The following is a 14,870-nucleotide window of genomic DNA, read 5'->3' as shown; positions in this document are numbered from 1 at the left end:
GGTAAACTTAGTTAAATCAAAAACATAAGACAATCGTTTAACTACAATTTTTTTAAAGTCCATGTTGAGTCCATGGTAAGTCCATGTCTAGTCCATCTTTTTACGATAAAAATATAGACTCAACGTTCATTACCAGCAGATTCATGTTTTAATTCTATCTTCCTGTAACTAAACTGTTCTGCGCGTTTAATTCTAAACACAAACAAGCGTTGGGAAATTCGACGGCAAGTTTCCAAAAAGATTCTATATAATATGTACTTTTGTATTCAATAGCCTTTTTAAATTAATCAGATGAAACAGTATTTAGATTTGATGCAGCATGTGCTTGATCATGGCACACAAAAACATGACCGTACCGGAACCGGAACCATCAGTGTATTTGGATATCAGATGCGATTTAATTTGCAGGAAGGCTTCCCTATGGTTACCACAAAAAAGCTGCATTTAAAATCAATCATCCATGAATTGATCTGGTTTTTAACCGGCGACACCAATATTAAGTATTTAAAGGATAATGGCGTAAGGATATGGGACGAATGGGCTGATGCTGATGGCAACCTGGGTCCTGTGTACGGATCGCAATGGCGCTCATGGCCTAAGCCCGATGGTGGACACATTGACCAGATTGAGCAGATTATTAATACCATTAAAAACAATCCTGATTCAAGAAGAATTATCGTATCGGCATGGAATGTTGCAGATGTGGAGCATATGGCGCTTCCGCCCTGCCATGCGTTTTTTCAGTTCTACGTTGCCGACGGAAAACTAAGCTGCCAGCTATATCAGCGCAGTGCTGATATATTTTTAGGTGTTCCTTTTAATATTGCTTCTTATGCTTTGCTAACCATGATGGTTGCACAGGTATGTGGCCTGGAGTATGGAGATTTTATTCATACCCTTGGTGATGCCCACTTATACAACAATCATATTGAACAGGCCAAACTGCAATTGAGCAGAGATCCTAAAAAATTGCCTGTAATGGAAATAAACCCAGAGGTTAAAAACATCTTTGATTTTAAATTTGAAGATTTTACTTTGAAGGATTATGAAGCGCACCCTCATATTAAAGGAGTGGTTGCGGTATGATCTTATCAATTGTAGTAGCTATTGCTCAAAATAATGCCATTGGCAAAAACAACCAGTTATTGTGGCATTTACCGGCCGATTTAAAGCATTTTAAACAAATAACCAGCGGGCATACTATTATTATGGGCCGAAAAACCTATGATTCTATTGGCAAGCCGTTGCCAAACAGGCGCAACATCGTAATAACAAGAAATACGGGCCTGACTATTGAAGGCGCTGAGGTAGTAACCACACTTGAGGATGCTTTAGCCCTTTGTGATAACGAAGACGAAGTATTTATTGTTGGCGGTGCCCAAATCTACGAACAGGCGCTTGCTAAGACCCACAGGATCCACCTAACTACCGTACACCAGAACTACGATGGTGACACTTTTTTTCCGGAAATTGATAAACAGGTTTGGAAAGTAATAAATTCTGAAGATCATGCACCGGATGAAAAAAATGTGGTAGCTTACACTTTTTCGACACTTGAGCGGTATTAAACAATCTTTAAAGCAAATAGTTGGAGGCCTATAATAAAAACTTTCATAACGTGGCCTATTAATTAAAAAAATAATTAGATTTGCCGACTTGTTAAAAAAATATATAGCATATAGACTAATAATTACAAACAAATGCAGGGTAAAGGTTTTATAAAATTTATGGCGATCCTTCTGGGTATCGTCTGTGTGTATTCTCTCTCATTCAACTTTGTTACTTCTAAAGTTGAAAAAGACGCAAAAGCTTATGCTAAAGGAGACCTGGATAAGGAAAAAGCTTATTTAGACTCGATGGCAACAGTACCGGTATATCCTCTTTTTGGATTTAATTACCAGTTCTGTAAAGAAAAAGAAATAAACCTTGGTTTAGACTTAAAAGGTGGTATGAACGTAACGATGGAAATTTCGTTATCAGAACTGGTTAAATCTTTAGCCGGAAATCCTGATGATGCTAATTTCAACAAAGCGTTGGTTACTGCTCAAACTCAATTGAACGCTGGTGGTAAAGATTTCATTAACTTGTTTGTTAACGAATTTGAAAAACTTTCTCCTAACACAAAATTAGCTGACTTCTTTTCTAACCAGGACAACTCTAAACTTCTTAAACCTGATGCCAGCAATTCAGAAGTAAAAAGCTTTTTATCAAAAGAAGCTACTAGTGCTATTGACCGTTCATTCGTGATCATCAGAAGTCGTATTGATGGTTTCGGAGTTGTAAGTCCGAACATGCAGAAACAAGAAGGTACTAACCGTATCCTTATTGAGATGCCAGGTGTTCAGGACAAAGAAAGGGTTCACAAATTATTACAAGGTTCTGCCGAATTACAATTCTGGCAAGTATACAACAACGAAGAGGTGTATCCGGTTATGGAGAACATCAACAAAACACTTGCATCTTCTTTAAAAGTTGTTGATACAACTGCAACCGCAAAAACTTCTACTGATACTACTGCTGCTAAATCAGAAAGTAAATTAGCAGGTTTAGCTAAAAATAAAGACACTAAAGATTCGGCCGGAGTTAAAAACGCTGAGCTTGCAAAATCTAATCCTTTATTCTCGGTATTAAACATCCCTACTTACCAAGGTCAGAACGGACAGCCTTCATTACGTCCGGGACCAGTTATTGGTTGGGTTGCTCAAAAAGATACTGCTAAAGTAAACGCTTTCTTTAAAAGACCTGAAATTGCTTCTATCATTCCTCAGAGCTACAAATTCATGTGGAGTGTTAAGCCGATGGACATTGCTCAATCAGGTGGCGCAAAGATTTTTGAATTGTATGCAATCAAATCTCTATCTGCTGATGGTAAACCTGATTTAGGTGGTGAGGCAATTAGTGATGCCCGTCATGATTACGATCAAAAAGGTCGCCCAGAGGTAACCATGTACATGACTGGTGAGGGTGCTGCAAAATGGAAAAAAATTACTGCTGAAGCTTCTGCTGATCCAAACAATAAAAAATCTATTGCTATTGTATTAGATAATACAGTTTACTCTGCACCTACTGTACAAAATGAAATCCCTAACGGTATTTCTTCTATTACAGGAAGTTTCACTGTTAACGATACTCAGGATTTAGCAAACATCTTAAAAGCAGGTAAACTTCCTGCTCCTGCCAGAATTGTTGGTGAATTCGTTGTTGGTCCATCACTTGGTGAGGTTGCTATTCACAACGGTTTATTATCATTCGTACTAGCGTTTGTTGTTATCCTTGTATTTATGGCTTTATATTATAATAAAGCAGGATGGGTTGCTAACCTTGCATTGGTAATCAACTTATTCTTTATCATGGGTATCTTGGTATCACTGGGTGCTGTGTTAACATTGCCTGGTATTGCTGGTATCGTATTGGTAATTGGTTTATCGGTAGATGCGAACATTCTTATATTTGAACGTGTTAGGGAAGAACTTACTTTAGGCAAACCTACTCCGGTAGCTATTAAAGAAGGCTTCAAACATGCAATGTCATCTATCATTGACTCAAACGTTACAGTATTTGTATTAGGTGCTATCCTTTACATCTTTGGTAGTGGCCCGGTTCAAGGTTTTGCTACTACATTATGTATTGGTATTTTATCATCTCTATTCTGTGCGGTATTAATCTCACGCTTAGTTTTTGAATATCTTTTAGATAAAAAATCTAACATCACTTTTGGTAACAAATACACTATTCACGCGTTTAAAAATATTGCCTTCAACTTTGTTGGTCATAGAAAGCTTTACTATTCTATTTCATCAGCAATCATTATTTTAGGTTTTATTTTCTACTTCAAAAATGGTGGTTTAAACCTTGGTATCGACTTTAAAGGTGGTAGAACTTATATCGTTCACTTCGATAAAGGAATGCACACTGAAGAAGTTAAAGCTACTTTAAATTCGTCTTTCCCTGAGTCAGAAACTATTGTTAAAACTGCAGGTGCTGATAATGAACTAAAAATTACAACTACTTACCACATTACTGATCAGGATCAGGGTGCTGATAAATTAGTTGAGAAAGCTTTACATGAAGGTTTAGCAAAAACCGGTGTTAAATACACTATTGAAAGTAATGAGAAGGTAGGTCCTATTATTGCGAGTGATATTGTTTACGGAGCTTACGGAGCAATTCTATTCTCTTGTTTAGTGATGTTCTTCTACATAGTAGTAAGGTTTAAGAAACTAAACTATGGTTTAGGTGCGGTTATCGCATTGTTCCATGATGTGCTTCTGGTACTTTCATTCTACACAATATTAGATGGCGTATTACCATTCTCATTAGAAATTGGACAGGACTTTATTGCAGCGATCTTAACGGTAATGGGTTATACCATGACTGAAACAGTAGTTGTGTTTGACCGTATCCGTGAGAAACTTGCTGAAAGCGGTAAAGAAGATCTTCATGGCGAGGAACGTAATAAATTAATCAACTTTGCATTGAACAGTACTTTAAGTCGTACTATTTTGACTTCATTAACTGTATTCTTCGTATTATTGGTAATCTTCATCTTCGGTGGAGCTAGTATCCGTGGATTTATCTTTGCTTTATTGATTGGTCGTATTATCGGTACATACTCATCATTATGTATCTCTACCCCTATCGTTATTGACCTTGGTAAGAACAAATAAGTAATTACTTACAAATGATAATTAAAGGCACCCTTTTTGGGTGCCTTTTTGTTTGTTATGTATATTTACCAAAATTGATTTTTATGGAACAACGTTTTCCTAAAGGCAACAAACCCAGAATTGTAATTGTAGGCGGTGGCTTTGGCGGCATTGAGCTGGCAAAAAAACTGCGAAATAAGGACGTAGAAGTAATTATGCTAGATAAACATAATTACCATACATTTCAGCCATTATTGTATCAGGTTGCTACGGGAGGCTTAGAGGCCGACTCTATAGCTTTTCCGTTAAGAAAAATCTTTAAGGGTCAAAAAAACCTAACCTTTAGGGTTACTGAAGTGAAAAAGGTTTTACCTCTTGAAAATGCCATAGAAACTACAATTGGTATTTTTGAATATGACCATCTTGTAATTGCTACAGGATCGACCAGTAACTTTTTTGGGCAGGCAGAGATAGAAAGAAATGCCATGCCCATGAAATCGATTCCTGAAGCTCTAAATCTCAGGAGCCTGCTGCTTCAAAATCTGGAAGCTGCACAGATCGCTACGGATAAGCTTACCGAGGCTGAGCTGCTGAATTTTGTTGTTGTTGGCGGTGGACCAACCGGAGTAGAAACTTCGGGTGCAATTGCAGAACTTAAAAAACATGTTTTAAAAAGTGATTATCCTGAGTTAGACCTTAAGAAAGTAAATATCTTTCTGATAGAAGGCTCTCCTGAATTACTTGGAGCCATGTCTGTTCAGGCGCAAAAGAAATCTGAAGAGTTTCTTGGAGAGCTTGGTGTAACCGTTATGACCAATTCCCGCGTTCAATCTTACGACGGAAGGCAGCTGATCCTTGTTGATGGCAGGATTATCCCTACTTCAACTGTAATTTGGTCGGCCGGAGTAAAAGGAGTGGTAATTGACGGCTTAAATCCGCAGTGCGTGGTTAGGGGAAATCGTGTAAAAGTTAATGAGGTGAGCAGAGTTGATGGGCATGACAACATTTATGCTATCGGAGATGTAGCCGCAATGATTACAGAGGAGTTCCCTAATGGTTATCCGGGTGTTGCACCTGCAGCTATACAACAAGGAAAGCAACTTGCCGAAAATCTGATCAATATTATTGGTAACAAACCGACTGAACCTTTTAAATACTTTGATAAAGGTGCAATGGCAACTGTGGGCAGAAACAGGGCGGTTGTAGATATTCATAAAGTTAGGTTTCAGGGCATATTTGCCTGGTTTACCTGGATGTTTGTTCACTTGATGACACTTGTTGGCTTTAGAAATAAACTGGTGGTATTTGTGAATTGGGTATGGAGCTATTTTAGTTACGACAGAGGAACAAGATTAATTATACGCCCATTTTTAAGGGGAAATCCAGAACCGCCTGTAGCTGCCACTCCTGTAGTAGAACCCAAACCTGTAAATGATGAAGCAAAGGTCAATTAAGCTTATAGAGTGTCCGCGTGATGCAATGCAGGGCCTTCATGATTTTATAGCTACTGATGTTAAAGCAGCATATATTAATTTGCTTTTGCAGGTTGGCTTTGATACTATAGATTTTGGGAGTTTTGTGTCTCCAAAGGCAATTCCTCAGTTACGTGACACACGTGAGGTTTTATCAAAGCTTGATTTAACCACTACACGTTCTAAACTTTTGGCTATTGTAGCTAATTTACGTGGCGTTGAAGAAGCAGTTGTACATAATGAGATAACATACCTTGGTTTTCCGTTTTCTATTTCAGAAACATTTCAGCAAAGAAATACCAACTCCAGCATTGCTCAGTCAATGGATACGGTAAAGCAGATGCTTGAGCTCTGTGATAAAAATGGTAAAACAGCGGTTGTTTATTTGTCTATGGGTTTTGGAAATCCCTATGGCGATGAATGGAATATAGAAATAGTTGAAAAATGGGCTGCTGAACTGGTTGCTAATGGAGTAAAGATTCTTTCTTTATCAGACACTACGGGTGTTTCTTCTCCTGAAAAAATCAGGAAGATTTTACCATCTCTGGTTAGAAAATTTGAGAACACGGAGATCGGACTGCATTTACACAGCACCCCCAATACGCGTTTTGAAAAGATTGAGGCTGCTTACGAAAGTGGATGCCGAAGATTTGATAGTGCATTAAAAGGATTTGGCGGCTGCCCTATGGCTACAGACGATCTGACAGGCAATCTGGCCACAGAAGAACTTATTACCTACTTAGAGAGCAGGAATGAGGCCTTAAATCTGAACATGGATAAATGGTGGGAAGCTGTTGAGTATTCTCAAAAGGTTTTCCCGTTATATTAATCTAAACTTATTTACGCATGATGGTGCTTTTTAACCATTCTGTAGTGCTGTATACCGGCTTCTTCAAATTGGTCGCCCTCTGCTATAAAGCCAAATCTCGAATATAACCTCATTGCATCCAGCTGCGCATTTAAATAAATGTAATCTGCATCAGAAGGTAAGTCAGACAAGGCTGCAGCTACCAGGGCCTGTCCTATTCTTTTTCCTCTGAACTTTTTTAGTACAGCAAATCGTTCTAATTTATATCCATTTTCTGTTTTGCGCCAGCGGCATGCGCCACAAGGTTCGTTGTTTAACAATGCCAGAAAATGTTTTGAAACATCTTCATTTTCCCATTCCAGCTCTGGAGGGCAGTTCTGCTCTTCAACAAAAACGGTTTTTCTAATTGCAAATACTTTATCCAAATCTTGCGGATTGTTTACCTTAATTACCTGAAGTGCGTCCATGATTTCTATTTATTTTTAGCTTTAAAATGCAACAAAAAAAGCGCCACAAGTATAATTCCTGTGGCGCTTCGAAACTTTTACCCAAGGATTATAATTTGTCGCTTGCGTCTTTACAATTTAAATCTTCAAATGCTTGTGTTAAACGTTTAACAAAGGCTTCTTCGCCTTTACGTAACCAAACGCGAGGATCGTAATATTTCTTATTAGGTTTATCTTCGCCATCAGGATTTCCGATCTGAGCCTGAAGATATCCTTCATTCGCTTTATAGTAATCTAAAATACCTTCCCACATAGCCCATTGCATATCTGTATCGATATTCATTTTAATAGCTCCGTAAGAAATAGCTTCTCTGATTTCTTCCTGAGAAGAACCTGAACCACCGTGGAATACAAAGTTGATAGGTTTATCAGCAGAAATATTGAATTTTTCTTTGATGAAATCCTGAGAATTCTTAAGAATTACCGGCTGTAATTTTACGTTGCCTGGTTTATAAACACCATGAACGTTACCAAATGCAGCTGCAACAGTAAATTTATCACTTACTTTACTCAACTCTTCGTAAGCATAAGCAACTTCTGAAGGCTGGGTATATAATTTAGAACTATCTACATCGCTGTTATCAACGCCATCTTCTTCACCACCTGTAACACCAAGCTCGATTTCAATGGTCATGCCTAATTTAGCCATACGTGCTAAATATTTAGCAGAGATTTCCATATTCTCTTCGATAGACTCTTCAGATAAGTCAAGCATGTGTGAAGAAAACAATGGTTTTCCAGTCTCAGCAAAGAATTTCTCGCCATGATCTAACAATCCGTCAATCCATGGTAATAATTTTTTAGCAGCATGATCAGTGTGTAATATTACAGCAACACCATAATGTTCAGCCAATAAATGAACGTGTTTAGCTGCAGATACTGCACCTAAAACGCATGCATTTAAATTATCATTATTTAATGTTTTACCTGCGTAGAATTGTGCTCCACCGTTAGAAAGTTGAATGATAACAGGTGAATTAACTGCTTTGGCAGTTTCCATTACTGCATTAATGGTATTTGTACCGGTAACATTTACTGCTGGCAAAGCAAATTGATGTTTTTTAGCCTGTTCAAACAATTCCTGAACGGCATCTCCGTAAATTACGCCTTTGTAGCCTTTTAAACTCATTTTTTATAATTTTATATCTGCCGAAGTTAGGAAAAATATCACTTTGGGCAAACCAATAAGGGGATTATTTTCAATTAAACCGTATTGTTTAGGCTTGGTAATGAAGTGGTCATGAGTTATTTTATATTTTTTTGATGATTTTAATACTCATAATCGTTTAACTAAAGTATCCTTAAACTGTTCTAATTTTTTTTTGTTTCTTTGTAATCGCATTTTTCAAGAAATAACATGGCTTGGTTTAAAAGAGAGAAAAAAGGTATTAGTACGCTTACTGAAGAAAAAAAAGAAGCGCCAGACGGTTTATGGAACAAGTGTCCGAATTGTAAAAAAGCATTACATACTGCCGATCAGATTGAGAATAAATATGTTTGCCAATATTGTGACTATCATTTAAGGATAGGATCTAAAGAATATTTCCAGGTATTATTTGATGATAATAAGTTCACTGAGCTTTTTCCGAATTTAACATCAGGAGATCCGCTGAACTTTACAGACAGTAAGCCTTACACTGAAAGATTAGTGGAAAGCATGACTAAAACCGGATTAAAAGACGCAATTAGAGCTGCTCATGGCAAAATAGAAGGCGAAGATCTGGTTGTAGCTTGTATGGATTTCAGTTTTATTGGCGGATCTATGGGTTCAGTAGTTGGTGAGAAAATTGCCCGCTCTATTGATTATTCTATGAAGCATAAAATTCCGTTTTTAATGATCTCCAAATCTGGAGGCGCACGGATGATGGAAGCAGCATTCTCCTTAATGCAAATGGCTAAAACTTCGGCCAAACTGGCATTGCTAAGTCAGGCTAAAATTCCTTATATATCTTTACTTACAGATCCAACAACAGGTGGTGTTACGGCTTCTTATGCAATGCTTGGTGATATTAACATTGCTGAACCGGGTGCTTTAATTGGTTTTGCCGGCCCAAGGGTTATTAAAGAAACTATAAAGAAAGATCTTCCTAAAGGTTTCCAAACTGCAGAATTTGTTTTAGAACATGGTTTCCTTGATTTCATTGTTGATCGCAGAATGATGAAAGCTAAACTTGCTGCTTTCCTTAAAATGATGAAGAACTAAAAAAATACAATAATAAAAAAAGGCGAGGTAAATATTTACCTCGCCTTTTTTTTGCTTAACTACTGTTATTTACCTGTATCTGTTGAAAGTGAATAAGGGAAATCGGCCTCATTAGAGCCTCTTTCTTTATTCGGAGTTCCAGACATATCAAAATCCAAGGTTGCTCCTTGTAATAAAGTAGAGTGGCTTAACCAGTTTTTAGAATACGGCTTTCCATTGTACTTTAAGGTTTGTACATATTTGTTATCAGCACTGTTTTTTGGCGCGTTGATAGTGATCGTTTTACCGTTCTCTAAATTAAGTGTTACCTTTTTAAATAATGGAGCTCCGATAACATACTGATCTACAGCCGGAGTTACAGGATAAAACCCTAAGGCAGAGAACACATACCATGCAGATGTTTGTCCGTTATCTTCATCTCCGCAATATCCGTCAGGCGTAGCTTTATACATTCTATCCATGGTTTCACGTACCCAGTATTGAGTTTTCCATGGCGCACCACCATAATTGTATAAATAGATCATGTGTTGAATTGGCTGATTACCATGAGCATACTGGCCCATGTTTGCAATTTGCATTTCGCGAATCTCATGGATAACACCACCATAATAGCTATCATCAAATACTGGAGGAAGTGTAAACACTGAATCTAGTTTCTGAACAAATTTCTCTTTTCCACCCATTAGCTTAGATAATCCGTCAATATCCTGGAATACTGACCACGAATAATGCCAGCTGTTTCCTTCTGTAAAGGCATCACCCCATTTAAATGGATTAAATGGAGACTGGAATTTACCATCCTGATTTTTACCGCGCATTAAACCTGTTGATGGGTCAAACAGATTCTTGTAGTTCATACTGCGTTTTTTATAAATATCAATTTCAGAAGCAGGTTTACCTAAGGCTTTACCTAACTGGTAAATCGCAAAATCATCATAAGCATACTCCAATGTTCGTGCAGCATTTTCGTTGATTTTTACATCGTAAGGTACATAACCTAATTCGTTATAGTATTTAACACCACGACGGCCAGTGGCTTCAGGGCCTTCATTATTGGCACCATGTTTTACTGCATCCCATAAAGTATTGATGTCATAACCGCGCATACCTTTAATATAGGCATCAGCGACAACAGAAGCAGAGTTATTTCCGATCATACAATCTGAATAACTAGGGCTTGACCATTCAGGCAACCATCCGCCACCTTTATAATCGTTTACTAAACCTTCCTGCATCTCTTTATTAATTGATGGGTAAACAAGGTTAAGGAAAGGATACAAGGCTCTAAAGGTATCCCAGAAGCCGGTACCAGCAAATCTGTAGCCTGGTGCTGTTTTACCAGTGTACGGGCTGTAGTGTACAACTTTGTTACTTTTATCTACTTCATACATTTTATGAGGGAAGAATAAAGTACGGTACAAACTTGAATAAAAAGTACGAACCTGATCTATAGTTCCACCTTCAACAGAGATTTTGCTGAGTGTTTTGTTCCAAATAGCTTTTCCTTTTTGTTTAGTTGTTTCGAAGCTATCGTTTGATAATTCTCTTGTTAAGTTAATATCCGCCTGCTCAAAACTGATAAATGAAGAAGCAACTTTCATATTAACTGCCTCACCTTTTGCAGTTTTAAAGCCCACAATAGCACCAGAGTGATCACTTTGCAACTCCAGGGTATCCTTTGCAAGATTTTTGCCTCTCCATGCATTTGCAGAAGTAAACGGTTTATCAAAGTAAATAACGAAGTAGTTTTTAAAGTTTTCGAGTTTTCCGCGGCTATATCTTGTACTGTAACCAATTATTTTACGCTCGCCTGGAATTATTTTGATGTAAGATCCTTTATCAAAAGCATCAACAACTACATATGCATCGTTTGTTTTTGGGAAGGTGAAACGGAACTGAGCAGCCCTTTCTGTAGGGGTTATTTCTGTTGTCACATCAGCATCAGCCAAATAAACACTATAATAGTAAGGTTTTGCAATTTCAGATTTATGAGAGTACCAGCTTGCTCTATCATCCTGGTTGAATCTCATTTTACCTGTTACAGGCATTACTGAAAACTGACCGTAATCATTCATCCATGGAGATGGCTGATGAGTTTGTTTAAATCCTCTTATTTTATCGGCGTCGTAGGTATAAGCCCATCCGTCGCCCATCTTACCAGTTTGTGGTGTCCAGAAGTTCATTCCCCATGGCAAGGCTATGGCCGGATAAGTATTTCCATTAGACAAGTCTGGTTTACTTGCAGTACCCATTAGCGGATTAATCCATTCAACTGGATCTGTTACTTTACCCACCGACTGTGCAAACAGTGCAGAGGATGCCAGAACTAATGAGGCGGTTAAAAATTGTTTAATCATGTTTAAAAAATATCAAGTGTGGTTATAATGTTTTAATCGATTTAGCACACAAATAAACATAATAAAATGAAGATTCCCTAGTTGATAATGGTAACAAAGTAATAATAAAAGATGAGAGTACGAAAAAAAGCCATCTTTAGTAAGATGGCTTTTCATAATTTCTATAAAATTGTTAACTAAGCAGTCACATTCTGACTAACGATTTGTTTTACTTTCTCTACTACAAAATCCAATTCTTCTTTGGTATTGTACTTACTAAAGGAGAACCTTACTGATGGGCGATTAGGATCAGCAGCTATACCTGTAAGTACATGTGAGCCAATATTAGAACCTGATGAACAGGCGCTTCCTCCAGATGCAGAAATCCCATTAATATCAAGATTAAACAGCAGCATATCTGCCATGTCCATAGCTGGGAAAGAAACATTTAAAACAGTATACAAGCTTTTTTCAGGGGCTGTTTCCCCGTTAAAAAACAGATCTGGCACTTCATTTTGAAGCCTATCCATTAAATATGTCTTTAATTCCTGAATATGATTTTGGTGCTGTTCCATTTCGGAATATGCTATTTGCAAAGCCTTTGCTAAACCTACAATGCCATAAACATTTTCTGTTCCACCGCGCATATTACGTTCCTGAGCCCCTCCAAAAATCATAGGACTGATTTTTATAGAATGATTAACATACAGGAAACCAACACCTTTTGGACCATGTAATTTATGAGCAGCACATACTATAAAATGAGCTTTGAGCTTTCTTACATCATGTACGTAATGCCCCATGGTTTGTACAGTATCACAATGATAAATGGCATTATATTGTTCACAAATATCACCTACCCTTTCTATATCTGTTAATGTACCCAATTCGTTATTTGCGTGCATTAAGGATACAAAGGAACGCTCATTGTTTTTAAGCAGCTCTTCAAGATGATTATAATCAATATTACCTTTTTCATCTACATTAACAAAACTCAACTTATCAATTACGCCTTGCTGTAAAAGCATATTAAGGGTATGCTCTACTGCATGATGCTCAATTTTAGAGGTAATGGCATGCTTAATATTGAAGGCTGCAATACCACAGCGAATGGCTGTATTATCGGCTTCTGTACCTCCTGAAGTAAAAAAAATCTCTGCAGGCGTTGCATTTAAAAGTCCGGCAACTGTTTTTCTGGCCTTTTCAATTAATGTGCGCACCTCACGTCCCTGGGCATGTATGGAGGATGGATTACCATAATAAGAATTCATCACATTAACCATTTCCTCTATCACTGCTGCATCCAGGGGTGTAGTTGCAGCATTATCTAAATAAATTCTTTCCATTTTTGTATTAACTCAGTTTTAATATTTCTTTGATGTCGGAAATGATTTTTGTAGCTAAACCCTCGGCTACAGTTTCTGATCCTGCTTCGCTATAAATACGGATAATTGGTTCTGTATTTGATTTACGCAGATGTACCCATTCCTTATCAAATTCAATTTTTAAGCCGTCAATTGTGCTGTTTGGCTGATCTTTATATTTCTCCTGAACTTTAACCAATAGGGCATCAATGTCCATTTCAGGAGTTAATGTTATCTTATTTTTAGAAATATAATACTCAGGGTAGCTTTTACGCAAAACAGAAATGGACTTACCAAATTTAGCCAAATGAGTTAAAAATAAAGCTATTCCAACTAAAGCATCACGACCATAGTGTAATTCAGGATATATAATTCCTCCGTTACCCTCTCCACCAATAACTGCATTTGTAGCCTTCATTTTGTTAACTACATTAACTTCGCCAACTGCTGATGCGTTGTATGTTCCGCCAGCATTTTCAGTAACATCTCTAAGCGCTCTTGTAGAAGAAAGGTTAGAAACTGAATTACCTGGTGTGTTTTTAAGAATATAATCGGCAACTGCTACTAAAGTATATTCTTCGCCAAACATAGAACCATCTTCGCAAACAAAGCACAAACGGTCTACATCAGGATCAACAACAATACCCAGATCAGCATTTTTGCTCTGTACAACTTTAGCAATCTCTGTTAAGTTTTCAGGAAGCGGTTCAGGGTTGTGAGGGAAATGACCATCAGGTTCACAATATAGCTCATAAACAGTTTCAACGCCCAAAGCTTTTAACAAAGCAGGTACAAATATGCCTCCTGTTGAGTTAACACAGTCGATTGCTATTTTAAAATTAGCTGCTTTTATAGCGTCAACATCTACTAATGGAAGCGCAAGGATTACATCGATATGTTTTTGCAGATAAGTGTTATTGCTTACTACTTTGCCTAAATCATCAACATCAGCAAATGCAAACTCAGATTTCTCTGCAATTTCCAAAACTTCCTTTCCGTCTGCATCGCTAATAAATTCACCTTTGTCATTAAGGAGTTTCAGCGCATTCCATTGTTTTGGATTATGGCTTGCAGTTAAGATTATGCCACCGCCGGCATTTTCCATTGGAACGGCAATTTCAACAGTTGGAGTGGTAGAAAGACCAAGATCTATTACCTCAATACCCAAACCTTGCAAGGTACCAATAACAAGATTATTAACCATTTCGCCAGATATCCTGGCATCTCGGCCTAAAACAATTCTTTTGTTATTGGTTTTGCTGATTACCCATGAGCCATAGGCTGCAGTGAATTTTACAATATCGATTGGGGTTAAACCATTACCGGCAATACCACCGATTGTCCCCCTTATTCCAGAAATAGATTTTATTAGTGTCAATTTGTTGATTGTTTTTTTTCCAAAAATAACAAAAATTAGGCAAAGCAGGTTAACCCAGTACCATGCATTAGTAAAATTATACCAGACTTAAAATTGTTTTATGATAACAATTTTATCTAAGTTTGTTTTTTTTCTAAAACATCAAAATACAGGCTCT

Annotated in this window: 11 protein-coding genes; 6 read left to right on the top strand and 5 right to left on the bottom strand. The window is 37.4% G+C overall.

The window, feature by feature from the left end; genetic code table 11:
- Positions 1–291 precede the first annotated feature (291 nt).
- From CPT03_RS01480 to CPT03_RS01460, 5 genes are all read left to right on the top strand, one after another.
- Positions 292–1,086, top strand: a complete 795-nt coding sequence (locus CPT03_RS01480; RefSeq protein ID WP_099437179.1) for a thymidylate synthase — start codon at positions 292–294, stop codon at positions 1,084–1,086.
- Positions 1,083–1,568, top strand: coding sequence for a dihydrofolate reductase (locus CPT03_RS01475; RefSeq protein WP_099437178.1), 486 nt, complete (start codon positions 1,083–1,085; stop codon positions 1,566–1,568). The genes CPT03_RS01480 and CPT03_RS01475 overlap by 4 nt, the downstream gene beginning before the upstream one ends.
- Positions 1,569–1,700: 132 nt before the next feature.
- Complete coding sequence (secDF, locus tag CPT03_RS01470; protein ID WP_099437177.1) at positions 1,701–4,667, top strand: protein translocase subunit SecDF; 2,967 nt, start codon at positions 1,701–1,703, stop codon at positions 4,665–4,667.
- Positions 4,668–4,750: 83 nt separating this feature from the next.
- Positions 4,751–6,100, top strand: a complete 1,350-nt coding sequence (locus CPT03_RS01465) for an NAD(P)/FAD-dependent oxidoreductase (protein WP_099437176.1) — start codon at positions 4,751–4,753, stop codon at positions 6,098–6,100.
- Entirely contained in the window at positions 6,078–6,947 is an 870-nt protein-coding gene (locus CPT03_RS01460) for a hydroxymethylglutaryl-CoA lyase (RefSeq protein WP_245869942.1), read from the top strand. Before CPT03_RS01465 ends, CPT03_RS01460 begins: the two co-directional genes overlap by 23 nt.
- An 11-nt stretch (positions 6,948–6,958) precedes the next feature.
- Here CPT03_RS01460 and CPT03_RS01455 read toward each other — a convergent pair whose 3' ends face one another.
- Positions 6,959–7,393 carry a GNAT family N-acetyltransferase gene (locus CPT03_RS01455; protein WP_099437174.1) on the bottom strand — a complete coding sequence of 145 codons (435 nt, stop codon included), beginning with the start codon at positions 7,391–7,393 and terminating at the stop codon, positions 6,959–6,961.
- A gap of 88 nt (positions 7,394–7,481) precedes the next feature.
- Entirely contained in the window at positions 7,482–8,561 is a 1,080-nt protein-coding gene (fbaA, locus tag CPT03_RS01450) for a class II fructose-bisphosphate aldolase (RefSeq protein WP_099437173.1), read from the bottom strand.
- Positions 8,562–8,789: 228 nt separating this feature from the next.
- On the opposite strand from fbaA, the gene accD reads away from it, so the two are divergent.
- Positions 8,790–9,635 (top strand): acetyl-CoA carboxylase, carboxyltransferase subunit beta, encoded by an 846-nt coding sequence (accD, locus tag CPT03_RS01445; protein WP_099437172.1) that lies wholly within the window; start codon positions 8,790–8,792, stop codon positions 9,633–9,635.
- Positions 9,636–9,700: 65 nt separating this feature from the next.
- Here the strand turns inward: accD and CPT03_RS01440 are convergent, their stop codons facing one another.
- The 3 genes from CPT03_RS01440 to glmM form a co-directional block, all read right to left on the bottom strand.
- Positions 9,701–11,992 (bottom strand): GH92 family glycosyl hydrolase, encoded by a 2,292-nt coding sequence (locus CPT03_RS01440; RefSeq protein ID WP_099437171.1) that lies wholly within the window; start codon positions 11,990–11,992, stop codon positions 9,701–9,703.
- A gap of 176 nt (positions 11,993–12,168) precedes the next feature.
- On the bottom strand, positions 12,169–13,317 hold the full coding sequence (locus tag CPT03_RS01435) for a cysteine desulfurase family protein (protein WP_099437170.1): 1,149 nt from the start codon (positions 13,315–13,317) through the stop codon (positions 12,169–12,171).
- Between the two features lie 7 nt (positions 13,318–13,324).
- Positions 13,325–14,713, bottom strand: coding sequence for a phosphoglucosamine mutase (gene glmM / locus CPT03_RS01430; protein WP_099437169.1), 1,389 nt, complete (start codon positions 14,711–14,713; stop codon positions 13,325–13,327).
- Positions 14,714–14,870: the final 157 nt, after the last annotated feature.

Source organism: Pedobacter ginsengisoli, assembly GCF_002736205.1.
In the GTDB taxonomy this organism is placed as follows: domain Bacteria; phylum Bacteroidota; class Bacteroidia; order Sphingobacteriales; family Sphingobacteriaceae; genus Pedobacter; species Pedobacter ginsengisoli_A.
Note: the sequence above shows the minus strand (reverse complement) of the source record. Positions and strands in the feature narration are given on the sequence as shown.

Bases quoted from the DNA above. Each gene is read 5' to 3' on its own strand.
- CPT03_RS01440 (WP_099437171.1), bottom strand. From the start codon at position 11,992: ATGATTAAACAATTTTTAACCGCCTCATTAGTTCTGGCATCCTCTGCA.
- CPT03_RS01475 (WP_099437178.1), top strand. From the start codon at position 1,083: ATGATCTTATCAATTGTAGTAGCTATTGCTCAAAATAATGCCATTGGC.
- CPT03_RS01480 (WP_099437179.1), top strand. From the start codon at position 292: ATGAAACAGTATTTAGATTTGATGCAGCATGTGCTTGATCATGGCACA.
- CPT03_RS01455 (WP_099437174.1), bottom strand. From the start codon at position 7,393: ATGGACGCACTTCAGGTAATTAAGGTAAACAATCCGCAAGATTTGGAT.
- accD (WP_099437172.1), top strand. From the start codon at position 8,790: ATGGCTTGGTTTAAAAGAGAGAAAAAAGGTATTAGTACGCTTACTGAA.
- secDF (WP_099437177.1), top strand. From the start codon at position 1,701: ATGCAGGGTAAAGGTTTTATAAAATTTATGGCGATCCTTCTGGGTATC.
- CPT03_RS01435 (WP_099437170.1), bottom strand. From the start codon at position 13,317: ATGGAAAGAATTTATTTAGATAATGCTGCAACTACACCCCTGGATGCA.
- CPT03_RS01460 (WP_245869942.1), top strand. From the start codon at position 6,078: ATGATGAAGCAAAGGTCAATTAAGCTTATAGAGTGTCCGCGTGATGCA.
- fbaA (WP_099437173.1), bottom strand. From the start codon at position 8,561: ATGAGTTTAAAAGGCTACAAAGGCGTAATTTACGGAGATGCCGTTCAG.
- CPT03_RS01465 (WP_099437176.1), top strand. From the start codon at position 4,751: ATGGAACAACGTTTTCCTAAAGGCAACAAACCCAGAATTGTAATTGTA.